The organism is Kribbella sp. NPDC004138 (genome assembly GCF_053603655.1).
The window spans coordinates 24,553-36,285 of sequence record NZ_JBSGFZ010000001.1 but is presented as its reverse complement, the minus strand read 5'-3'; the positions used below and the strand labels follow the sequence as shown (position 1 = coordinate 36,285).

Below are 11,733 nucleotides of genomic sequence, written 5' to 3'. Positions count from 1 at the left end.
GCCATGAAACTGCTCGCCCTGGAGGCCGTGCAGAACGCCGGCTACTACCAGTCCCGCTACCGCCAGATCGAGGAGTTCGGCGGCACCTTGTTCGTGCTCAACGGACTCGGTGAGCCGGACTACTGGCCGGCCGGCCGCTACCGGATCGCCGGCTCGCGGCACATCGACGACATCATCGCGACGGCTCGCGAGTGGCACGCCACCGAACACTTCCACGGCGTCCTGACGTTCTCCGAGTCCGGCGTCCTCACGGTGGCCGCGGTGGCGGAGGCGCTCGGGCTGCCCGGTGTCGGTCTCGACGCGGCCAGGATCAGCCGCAACAAGCTCCTGATGCGGGAGGCCCAGGAGCTCGGCGGTGCGCCGGTGCCCAAGTTCCGCCTGGCGGCCGACCTCGACGCTGCGCTCGCGACGGCGGAAGAGTTCGGCTATCCGGTCATCTTGAAGCCCACGTTGGGCGCCGCGAGCAACTTCGTGTTCAAGATCGACACCCCGGACGAGATGCGGACCCGGTTCCCGCAGGCGCTCGAGGGCATGGCCGGGATGTCGTGGTTCCGGATGGAGGCCGAGGGCCTCGACGTCGGGCCGTACGGGCTGCTGGTCGAGTCGTTCCTCGACGGCCGCGAGATGCAGATCGAGGCGCTCGCCTGGGACGACGAGGTGTACCTGGGCTCGATCGTCGACCGGATCACGATCGAGGGCAACACCTTCGACGACGACGCGCATCGCGCCCCGACCACCCTTGACGAGGATCAGCTGGCCGCCGTGCACGAGGTGGTGGCGACGGCCGCGCACGCGCAAGGGCTGCGGCGCAGCGTTATGCACGCCGAGGTCCGCTTCCACCGCGGCAAGCCGCACCTGCTGGAGATCGCGGTGCGGCCGGGCGGTGGCGGGCTGGACTACTTCGCCCGGCTCAGCACCGGCTACTGCCCGATCCGCGCGACGATGGCCGTCGCCGCCGGCCGGAAGCCCGAGGTCCAGCACTACCGCCCGACCGGCGTACACCTGGCCGGCACCTGCCTGATCGGTGCGGCGGGCGTGATCGAGCAGATCACCGTGCCGGCCGACGTCGCGGAGTCCGACCGCGTGTTCTTCCTCAAGATCACGGCGCAGCCGGGCGACGTCATCCGGCGGCCGCCCGACGGCAACAACATCCTCGGCTTCCTCTGCACCAGCGGAGCGACGTTCGACGAAGCGATCGGCACGGCGTACGAGTTCGCCCGCCAGATCGATGTACGCCTGGCCGCGCCGGCAACCAAGCTGACGGCCTGATCCAACTCACGAGAGGTGACCTGGATGTCCACTGTGCTGACCGAGCACCAGTCCGACCAGCCGTCCGAGGACGGCCGGCCGATCAAGGGTGGCACCGTCACCTGGGCCTGCAACCCGGGCTTCCCGCCCGCGGCCATCTTCCCGTTCACGCCGCGGGAGCGGATCGGCATCCGCAACCTGTACGAGTTCCAGGTGCTGATGTTCCGCCCGCTGTACTGGCTCGGCCGGGAGGGCAGGCCGGAGGTGAACCCCGACCTGAGCCTGGCCTACCCGCCGGAGTGGAGCGAGGACGGGCTGAGCGTCACCGTCACGCTGAAACCCTGGCAGTGGTCCAACGGTGAGCCGATCTGCGCCGACAACGTGATGTTCTGGGTGAACATGATGGCGGTCAAGGGCGACCGGCTCGGGTACTACGTCCCCGGCTACTTCCCCGACAACCTCACGTCGTACGAGAAGATCGCCGAGGACAAGGTCCGCTTCACCTTCGACGAGGTCTACTCCAAGACCTGGGTGGAGATGAACCAGCTGTCGCTGATCACGCCGATGCCGAAGGCCTGGGACCGGACCGAGGACGGGCCGGCCCGTGCGTCGTTCGACAAGGCCGACATCCCGGCCGTCTACGACTACCTGGTGAGCCAGAACGGCGACTGGACGATCGAGGCGAACCACTTCCGCGGCGGCTGGGCCGAGAGCCCGGTGTGGAGCGTCGTCAACGGCCCGTGGCGGCTGAAGAGCTACACCCTCGACGGCGTCGTCACCTTCGTCCCGAACGACAAGTACTCCGGCCCGAACAAGCCGCACCTGGACGAATTCCGGCAAGTGCAGAACGACACCGACGAGCTGATGTACGAGCGCCTGCAGGCGGGACCGGACGCGCCGGACGGGATCCAGATCGGGTACCTGCCGTTCGGGATGGGGCTCACCGACGACGGCGAGGACCCGCTCGCGGACTCGTACCGCCTGGTGGCGCAGGACCTGTTCGTGGTGCGCTACATGCCGTTCAACTTCGACAACGACTCCACTCCCGCGGCGATCTACAAGCACGCCTACGTCCGGCAGGCGCTGCAGATGTGCCTGGACCAGGACCGCGCGATCCGGGAGATCTTCCACGGCAACGCGTACCGGATGGACGGCCCGGTGCCGATCTCCCCGGCCAACCCGCACGTCTCGCCGAAGCAGCGCAACGACCCGATGCCGTTCGACGTCGACGCGGCCCGGCGGCTGCTCGAGGCGCACGGCTGGGACACCAGCACGCTGCCGGCCGGCTGCGTCCAGCCCGGTGAGGTGGCCGGCTGCTCCGGTGAGGGTGTCGAGATCGGCGACCGGCTCTCGTTCACGATCCGGTACGTCGAGGGCAAGGTCGCGCTGACCCGGATGCTGGAGATGTTCAAGGAGGATGCGGCGAAGGCCGGAATCGAGCTGAAGCTGGAGCCGGTGTACGGCTCGGTGATGGTGGCCGAGGACCACAGCCCCGGTCCCGCGAAGCGGCTGTGGGAGATCAACAGCTGGAACGGCGGCTGGTCGTTCTACGGGCACCTGACCGGCGAGATGTTGTTCCGCACCGGCGGCGGCAGCAACTTCGGCGACTACAGCGACCCGAAGGCCGACGAGCTGATCGACCGCACCGTGCACAGCGACGACCCGCAGGCGATGTTCGACTACCAGGACTACATCGCCGAGCAGGTACCGACGATCTGGTCCCCGGGCTTCCCGAACCGGATGTTCGAGGTCGCGAAGAACCTGCGCGGCCTCGAGCCGGTGAACCCGTACGGCCTGATCACACCCGAGGACTGGTACTACGTCGAGGAGTGAACCGTACCTACAAACAACACTGCCCCAGCCGATCGGCTGGGGCAGTGTCATGTCCGGCGAGGTTCAGGACTTCGGCGGGATGGTTGCCGCCGGCAGGTGGTGCATGCCGCGCAGGAGGGTGCTCGGCTCCCACTCCAGGAAGCTCGGGTCGGCCGTCATCCGCAGGTCCGGGAAGCGTTCCAGCAGCCGGGTCAGCGCGATGTTCGTCTGCATCTTGGCCAGCGGCTGCCCGATGCAGAAGTGCGGGCCGTGACCGAATCCGAGGACGCCCTTCGGCTTGCGGTCCAGGTCGAGCGTGTTCGCGTTCTCGTACTGCTCGTCGTCGCGGTGCGCCGACAGGATCGACAGCGCGAGGATGTTGTTCTTCGGGACCACCACGTCGCCGATCTCGATGTCCTCCGCGGTGAACCGGAAGGTGGCCACGCCGACGCCGCCGTCGTACCGCATCAGCTCGTCGATCGCGTGCCCCATGATCGACGGGTCGGACCGCAGCCGGGCCATCGCCTCGGGGTGCGTGAGCAGGCTGAGGATCGCGTTCGACAGCGTGTGCTGCGAGGTGATGTGACCGGCCACCGTGTACAGGAAGATCATCGCGACGAGCTCGTCGTCGGTCAGCCGGTCACCTTCCGGCGAACCCTCGATCATCGCGCTGACCATGTCCTCGGCCGGGTTCTTGCGCTTCATCTCGATGATGTGCCGGCCGTACTCGATGACGTTCTTGGAGGCGTTCTCGACGACCTCCGCCGGGTGGCCGGCGCCGACCAGCTCGACCGCCCACTGCTGGAACCGCTCACGGTCCTCGAACGGAATGCCGAGCACGTCGCAGATGATCACGATCGGCAGCGGCTGGGCGAACTCGCCGACCAGGTCGACGTCGTCGCGGCCCTCGAGTTTGGTCAGGTAGTCGTCGACGAGCTCCTCGATCCGCTCCCGGAACGCCTCCATCCGGCGCAGCGTGAAGGCCTTGCTGACCAGCGCCCGCAGCCGGGTGTGCCGCGGCGGGTCGCTGTTCAGCATGTGCTGGGACAGCTCGTCGTCGAAGCCGACGTCGGGCTTCTCGTCCTCGACGTAGGTCCCGGTGTGGCGGGCGAACATCTCGTTCATCCGCGTACCGTCCTTGCTCACCCTGGGGTCCTGGAGCAGCGTCCGTACGTCGGCGTACCGGGTGACGAGCCAGACGTCGGCGCCGTGCGGGAAGACCACGTGGTGCACACGGCCGGCCTTGCGGTACGGCTCGAGGATCTCGTACGGCCTCTGCATGAAGTCGTCCGGGATCCGCGGGAGGGCCTCCGTCATTTCGGTTGTCATAGGTCAGATCCTCCTGGGAACAAGGCATGTCGACAGGGGCGCACGTGCGCTCCGCTACGCGTCGCCGTCATTCATCAGAGGCGTCGGCCGGCCCGCCCTGATACGCCTTGTTTTGTTGCTTTTGGGGACTGTCGGTACGGCGCTGCGAGCGGTAGCGTGCAGGACCGAATGCCTTCTGGCACAAGCCCGCCGGGGGCAGCGTGGTCACCGGCACAGAGGGGTGGAGTAACTGATGAGCGAAGAAGTCGACCGCGAACCGAGTTCGACCGGGCAGCCGGGAGAGGGACTCGGCGCCATCGCGACCTGGCGCCAGACGTCGATCACGTCGAAGGCACTGCTGTTCGGCGTCTTCGTCAACCGGCTGGGCGCGTTCCTGCAGATCTTCCTGGTGCTGTTCATGACGCACAAGGGCTTCAGCGCCGGCCAGGCCGGGTTCGCCCTCGGCGTCTACGGCGCCGGCCATGTGCTGGGGTCGTTCGTCGGCGGCTGGCTCACCGACCGGTTGAGTGCGCGGGCGGCGACATTGATCAGCATGCTCGGCTCCGCCGCGCTGATCGTCTCGATCCTGTACATCAACGTCTACTGGGTCATCCTGCTGGCGATCCTGACGGTCAGCACCGTCAGCATGCTGAACCGGCCGGCCGCGCAGGCGATGCTGGCCGAGCTCACCAAGCCTGGCCAGCTGGTGATGACGATGGCGATGTACCGGCTGGCGATCAACCTGGGCACCGCGGTGACCCCGATCGTCGGCGTCGCGCTGGTGTCGGTCTCGTACAACCTGCTGTTCTGGGCCGAAGCGTTCGCCGCCGTCGTCTACAGTGCGATCGCCTGGAGGTACCTGCCCGGGAAGGCCACACCGGAGGAGGCCGCCGCCACTGCCGCCGCCAAGGCCACGGAACCGAAGCAGGGGTATCGCGCCGTGCTCGCCGACTGGCGGTACGACTTCTACCTGGCCGCCGTGTTCCTCGTGACGATCGTCTACTGCCAGTACATCGCGGTGCTTCCGCTGGCGATCGTCGACGACGGCAGCAGCCTGTGGTGGTACAGCCTGGTCGTCTCGGCCAACGCCATCGTGGTGGCCGTCTGCGAGGTGCCGGCGACCAAGTACGTGCAGACCTGGCCGCTGCGGCTGACCGCGATCGCCGGGTTCGGTCTGGTCGCGGTCGGGTACGGCGTCTACGCGATCGCGCTGGTTCCGGTGCTGCTGATCCTCGGCACGCTGATCTGGACGATGTCGGAGATCATCGGCGCACCGACCACGTTCGCGTACCCGGGCATGGTGGCGCCGCCGCACCTGCGCGGCCGCTACTCCGGCGCCATGCTCAGCGTCTTCGGCCTGGGCAACGCGGTCGGTCCGGCGGTCGGTGTCTGGCTGTGGGCCCACGTCGGACAGACGTTCTGGCTGTGGGCGGCCGGCGTCGCCGTACTGTCCGCGGTCTGCGCGCGGATCGGCATGCGCCGCCCGGACGAGGAGCCGGCCGCAACTGAAGCCAAGACCGACACGACCGCGCCGGACACCACCACCCCGGAAGCGGCGACCTAAGGGGAGGGCTACATACAAGCTGATGGAGTGGGAGCTGGGTGCCCGGCTCGGTTCGGCGGTCCGCTGACGGTCGGCATTCCAACTCCCACACCATCTTGTCGAACGGGCCTTCAGGCAAGAGGCCAAGAAGTTGAGCTTGGTGGCCGGCTTCGGCGGTTGGCCGGAGGTTTGCCAGCGCGACCTGTACGCCGGCCCATCCCACAGGCAGGCCGGTTCCCTCCTCGTGCTCGCGCTCGGTGAGCACGTCGAGCAGGGGCGCGGACGGCCGGTAAAGAACGACGCGCGAGGCCGATCCGCCCGCGGGAGGGCAGGTCCCCTCACCGGTTCAGTGTGGGCGACGAGACGGACCATTCGCTGCCGGAGGCGGCTGGAACGATTCCGCCGTCTCCTGACCCCGCCGCAGCACAACAGCCTCCCGCCCACAGCTCCGCGAGTAGAAGGCCGCTGTGCTGCCTGGCCTCCACCGTCTCCTGACTCGCCACAGCACAACAGCCTCCTACCCACAGGCCCACGAGTAGCAGGCCGTCGTGCTGCCTGACCTCCACCGTCTCCTGACCCGCCACAGCACAACAGCCTCCCGCCCACAGGCCCACGAGTAGCAGGCCGTCGTGCTGCCTGACCTCCACCGTCTCCTGACCCCGCCGCAGCACAACAGCCTCCTACCCACAGGCCCACGAGTAGCAGGCCGTCGTGCTGCCTGACCTCCACCGTCTCCTGACTCGCCACAGCACAACAGCCTCCTACCCACAGGCCCACGAGTAGCAGGCCGTCGTGCTGCCTGACCTCCACCGTCTCCTGACCCCGCCGCAGCACAACAGCCTCCTGCCCGCAGGTCTGCGGGTAGGAGGCTGTTGTGTTGTCCGGGCTCAGCCGGTGGCTGCGAAGTCGGCCGCTTGCTGGAGCACACCCTCGTCGGCCCGCCACCGCGAGCGGTCGGCGGCGGTCTCCACCACGACGCCCTCGACCGCCCGCCGGCCGACGTCTCCGGGCTGGGTGGGCTGGGTGGGCTCGGACTCGCGCGGGTCCGTCCTGCCGTTGGGTGGTCGGGCGCGCGGAGGCGCGGTGCGTCGCGCCGCGGCGGGTCCGGGTTCGGGTTCGGCCCAGCTGGGGCGGGCGACGTGCACGACGCCGTCGAGGATGGTGATGTGCCAGCGGCCCCTGTGCAGGTCGACGTGGTGACGACGGCACAGCAGCGCCAGGTTGTCGACCTTGGTGTCGCCGCCGTCGAGCCAGGAAATCAGGTGATGGGCGTCGCACATGATCGGCGGGGCTCCACACACCACACAGCCGCGGTCGCGGGCGTCCAGGGCGCGGCGCATCGCCCCGGTGACGAGCCGCACGCGGCGGCCGACATCCAGCGGTTCGGAGTTCGAGCCGAGCACCAGCGGGATGATGTTCGCGTCGCACGCCAGCCGCCGGATCGTGGCCGCGGACAGCCCGCCGCTGTAGACGGTGTGGCCGATCGCGTCGGCGGTGGCGGCTTTGAGGTCTTCGAGGTCGATGGTGACGGTGATGGTCGCCTTCGCGCCGTACCCGGCCACTCGACGATCCTTGCCACCGCTCCCAGCACTCCCCGCATCGCCAGCACTGCCAGCGTTGCCCGCACTGCCCGCACTGCCCGCACTGCCCGCACTGCCCGCGCTGCCCGCACTGCCCGCGCTGCCCGCGGCGGTCATGGGCGCCGCCGTAGATCCGGTGGGCGCGGTGGGTCCGGCGGTGTCCCACGCGGCGGCGGCGATGCTCAGGGCGCCGGACAGGGCGTCGGCCTGGCGCTTGTCGCGGGGGCGGGGGTCGTGTTCGCCGTCGACGGTCTTGTGCGGGCGGGCACCGGCGTGCACGACCGCGCGCAGGAGTTCGGCGTTCTCGTTGGCCAGGAAGCCCTTGAACTTCACGCCGTTGTCGGCAGCCGAGAGTGTCAGGGACTCGCGTTCGTACGCCTTCAGTTCTTCTGGTTCGGGGCCGTCGGAGTCGAGCAGGTCGGCGATCTCCTTGGCGGCGGTGCGTAGTTCGCCGGGTGACAGGTGGCCGGCCAGCCCGACCAGCTGTTCCGCGGCCGCGTCCAGGTGCTCCACCGGGACCCGTGACCGGACCCGGTCGAGTCCGAACACGATCGCGGCCGCCTGCGCCGGCCGCAGCAGCCAGCCATCATCGCCAGCACCGGCCTCGGATCCGCTGTCTTCAGATCCGCTGTCGTCGGGTACGCCGTCCCCGGATCCGCTGTCGGGTATGTCGGCGGTCGTGGCGGAGGCGGGCGAGGCGGTGCGTTCGAGGGCGGTGGCTACGGCTGGGTAGTGCGGGGCGGTCTGGGCGAGGCGGAGGGTGCGGCGGGCGGCCGGGGGGTCCAGGCGGTACCGGAACCGCAGTAGCTCGGCGGTGTCGCGGGCGCCGAGCTCTTCGGCGTACCCGGTGGACTCGATCGCCGCGACCACGCTCAACCGGTACGCCTCCAGGCGAGCGAGCTCGGCTTCCAGCGTGTCGAGGGTGGACAGCAGTTCGCTGCCACTCATCGACCACGCCGGCCGTTCGCCTAGAAGTTCCATGGCATTGACTCTAGACGGCGCCACCGACAGTTTCCGGGCCGGAATCCCCTTATTTTGTGGGCTGTTTGGGGGCCCACACCAGCAAACACCCCGCGCCACTCGACTGCACCCGCTCGGCCCGCGTCACCCGGCCGGCACGGACCTGAAACCAACTCGCCGACCTCCTCGCGATCCAGCCCCACAGGGACTGAGACCGCGTCAACCCACCAGCGAGGGACGACCCGGTCCTACGCGCGGACTTCCACCGGCCTACCGAACCCGGCCACACACCCAACTCTCACTCTTCTTTTCCTTCCTGTCTCTTGAAGTGGCCGATGCCTGCCGTTACGACCCCATGCTCGGCACCCTGATGCGCTGACTGTCGCTGGCCCGGCAAACCCAGCCACGTAGCCAACTCTCACTCTCTATTCTGAATAACGCTCGAAGCACGACGAACCGGCGCGGTGCCCAGTAGGCGCCGCGCCGGTTTGTTCGTGGGTCAGCCTCTGCGGACCGGGAGGGCCGTGCCGGGCTCGACGTCGGAGTCCTCGGGCAGGACGTGCAGGCAGCAACCTGCGGACGCGCCGGCGAACAGCCGGATGACCTCGAGGTCGGACTCGACGGTCGCGGCGCGGGTGAAGACGCCGCCGTACCCGTTGACAACGGTGAAGACGCCCCAGTTGACGATCCACGGCACCGGGTCGCCGTCGGGCATCGGGAACAGCTCCGGGACCGGGCGGATCCGGCGCTGCACGATCCACGGTTCGTCCAGGGCCTCGCGGACCCGCTCCTCCCACAGCTCGGCGCTCGTGTCGTCGCGCCAGCCGAGGAGCACTCCTTCGCCGCTGTGGCGTGAGGTCGGCTTGAGCACCAGGTCCTCCTGGTGACTCAGCACGTAGTCGAGCAGTTCGACCTGCGAGCCGTCCTCCAGCGTCACTGGGCCGGAGCGCACCATCCGCGTCCACGGCAGGATCCGGTCCAGGCTGACCAGGGTCTCCTGGTCGAAGTACTGGCGGTTCTCCTCGTCGGACAGCATCGCGAGCGCCGCCTTGCTGGCGAACATCTCCGAGTCCATCGGCGTGAAGATCTTGACCTCACCGCGGGCGGCGGCGTCCAGGATCGGATCCATCAGCGCGTGCGCGTCCGGGTCCTCCAGCAGATCCTGCAGCATGAACAGCCGCTGGATGATGTCGATCTTCAGGTCGCCCAGCCAGACGCCGCCGTCGCGGACCTCCAGCTGGCCGATGTGCCCGACGTGGGCGTCGACGCCCATCTCGTGCAGCCGCGTCGCGAAGTGGTGCATGTACGGCTCGAGGGTCTCGTAGCTGCTCGGCCAGTCGATGGTCGCCAGCACCGGCCGCGACCCGTACTCGAAGCCGCATTCGACGAACATGTTGTTCACCTGTTCGCGCATGGTGTCGATGTAGCCGAGACGGTGCGTCTGGGCGAACTCCGCGAGCACCGGCTGGTCGAGCAGGGCCCGCGCCATGTCGGACTGGTCGATGCCGCCGAGCGCGCTGCCCATGTTGAACTCGAGCAGCTTGAAGCCGGACTCGTCCATGTACAGGTCGGCGCGGCTCTGCTTCGTCACCGTCGTCCCGCGGCTGCGCAGGACCGCGGAGACCTGCACCTCGGTCAGCCCGACGGCGCGGCCGAACGCGGCCAGGTCGCCGCCGTACAGCTTGTCGGGCAGGCTGATCAGCGCGGCGTGCATGGTCAGGATGTCGTTCGCCAGCTGTTCGCATTCCTCGGCCCCGAGGAAGACCGGCCGGGGCAGGTAGCGCCCGCCGTAGAACGACTGCAGCCCGACGGACTCGGGCTGGGTGCTGACGAGTTCGGCGGCGGAGATCCCGCGTCGCTTGATCTCGTCCAGGTACTGTGCTGTGAGTTCAGCTCGGCTCAAGCCGGTCTGCATGATCGGGACCTCCGGGGGTCGACGCGGAATCAGAGCGCTCCTGCTCGGTCAGAGGCAGCCACCGGCGGCCGGAAATACACTGATGCGCGGAGGTATCTGATCGCGGCACCCGCAGGCTCTTGTCGGCATGAACCTCATTTCCGACGCCGGCACCGCGACCGCCACCGCCGACCTGCCGCGCAACGCCGTGATCCGGCGAAGCAGCCACCGCCGGTACCTGATGTGCCCGCCGACCTACTTCGACGTCACCTACTCGATCAACCCGTGGATGAATCCGGCCAAGCCCACCGACCAGCCGATCGCGATGGCGCAGTGGCAGCGGATCCACGACCAGCTCGTCGGCCTCGGCCACACCGTCGAGCTGATCCCCCCGGCGCCGGGGCTGCCGGACATGGTGTTCGCCGCGAACGGCGCCACCGTCTGGGGCGACCGCGCGCTGGTGGCCCGCTTCCGGCACGCCGAGCGCGACGCGGAGTCGGCGTCGTACCTGGAATGGTTCCGCAGCCGTGGTCTGCAGGTCCAGCAGGCCGCGACGGCGAACGAGGGCGAGGGTGACTACCTGACCGCCGGCCGCTGGCTGCTGGCCGGCAGCGGATTCCGTACGGACCGCCGGGCGCATCTGGAGAGCGAGCAGTACTTCGATCGCCCGGTGATCGGCCTGACCCTCGTCGACGACCGGTACTACCACCTGGACACCGCGCTGGCAGTGCTGGACGCGGACACGGTCATGTACTACCCGGGCGCCTTCACGACGGGCAGTCAGGCGATCCTGCGGGAGCTCTTCCCGTCCGCGATCATCGCCGACGCCGACGACGCCGGTGTGTTCGGCCTGAACGCCGTGTCCGACGGCCGTCACGTGCTGATGTCCGCCGGCGCGACGAACCTGATCGCGAAGTTGCGCGAGGCCGGCTTCGAGCCGATCGGCATGGACGTCTCGGAACTGCTGCGGGCCGGCGGCGGCGTGAAGTGCTGCACCTTGGAGCTCCACGATCCGGCGGGTGGCTGATGATCGACTACAACGGCAGGAAGTTCTCCCCGGCCGGCCACGAGGCCGGGGACGGCGAGGCGACGGTCGCGTCGTACCGCCAGCACGGCGACCTGCTCTGGGCGGACTTCAGCGGCGGCCGGGTACGCCGGGGCGCACTCACCGGCCTGTGCCGCCCGGACGACACGCTGGAGTTCAGCTACACCATGGTGCTGTCCGACGGCGAACTCGTCGTCGGACGGTGCGAGAGCACGCCCGAAGTGCTGCCCGACGGCCGGATCCGGTTGCACGAGCGCTGGGAGCGGTACGGTCCGCAGGCCGCGACCGGTGTGTCCGAACTGGAAGAGATCGACCCGGGCTGATCGCCGGGATGTATCAGACC

8 protein-coding genes are annotated in these 11,733 nt (G+C 68.9%); 5 read left to right on the top strand and 3 right to left on the bottom strand.

Annotated features, from left to right (window positions below; genetic code table 11):
- Positions 1-3 precede the first annotated feature (3 nt).
- Together ACWEOO_RS00135 and ACWEOO_RS00130 are read left to right on the top strand one after the other, a co-directional pair.
- Positions 4-1,269 carry an ATP-grasp domain-containing protein gene (locus ACWEOO_RS00135; protein WP_452141049.1) on the top strand — a complete coding sequence of 422 codons (1,266 nt, stop codon included), beginning with the start codon at positions 4-6 and terminating at the stop codon, positions 1,267-1,269.
- Between the two features lie 24 nt (positions 1,270-1,293).
- Positions 1,294-3,081, top strand: coding sequence for an ABC transporter substrate-binding protein (locus ACWEOO_RS00130; protein WP_452141048.1), 1,788 nt, complete (start codon positions 1,294-1,296; stop codon positions 3,079-3,081).
- 63 nt (positions 3,082-3,144) lie between these two features.
- On the opposite strand, the gene ACWEOO_RS00125 is transcribed toward ACWEOO_RS00130, so the two are convergent.
- The gene (locus ACWEOO_RS00125; RefSeq protein ID WP_359934397.1) at positions 3,145-4,389 is read right to left on the bottom strand and encodes a cytochrome P450 family protein; all 1,245 of its coding nucleotides are present in this window, start codon (positions 4,387-4,389) and stop codon (positions 3,145-3,147) included.
- A 232-nt stretch (positions 4,390-4,621) separates the two neighbouring features.
- Between ACWEOO_RS00125 and ACWEOO_RS00120 the strand changes: the two genes are divergently transcribed.
- Positions 4,622-5,932 carry an MFS transporter gene (locus ACWEOO_RS00120; protein ID WP_359934399.1) on the top strand — a complete coding sequence of 437 codons (1,311 nt, stop codon included), beginning with the start codon at positions 4,622-4,624 and terminating at the stop codon, positions 5,930-5,932.
- Between the two features lie 866 nt (positions 5,933-6,798).
- Here the strand turns inward: ACWEOO_RS00120 and ACWEOO_RS00115 are convergent.
- Positions 6,799-8,472, bottom strand: a complete 1,674-nt coding sequence (locus tag ACWEOO_RS00115; RefSeq protein ID WP_452141047.1) for a DUF222 domain-containing protein — start codon at positions 8,470-8,472, stop codon at positions 6,799-6,801.
- A 478-nt stretch (positions 8,473-8,950) separates the two neighbouring features.
- Positions 8,951-10,366 carry a hypothetical protein gene (locus ACWEOO_RS00110; protein WP_452141046.1) on the bottom strand — a complete coding sequence of 472 codons (1,416 nt, stop codon included), beginning with the start codon at positions 10,364-10,366 and terminating at the stop codon, positions 8,951-8,953.
- Between the two features lie 127 nt (positions 10,367-10,493).
- Here ACWEOO_RS00110 and ddaH point away from each other — a divergent pair, with 127 nt between their 5' ends.
- On the top strand, positions 10,494-11,372 hold the full coding sequence (gene ddaH / locus ACWEOO_RS00105; RefSeq protein WP_452141045.1) for a dimethylargininase: 879 nt from the start codon (positions 10,494-10,496) through the stop codon (positions 11,370-11,372).
- Complete coding sequence (locus tag ACWEOO_RS00100; protein WP_359940334.1) at positions 11,372-11,713, top strand: hypothetical protein; 342 nt, start codon at positions 11,372-11,374, stop codon at positions 11,711-11,713. Before ddaH ends, ACWEOO_RS00100 begins: the two co-directional genes overlap by 1 nt.
- Positions 11,714-11,733 lie beyond the last annotated feature (20 nt).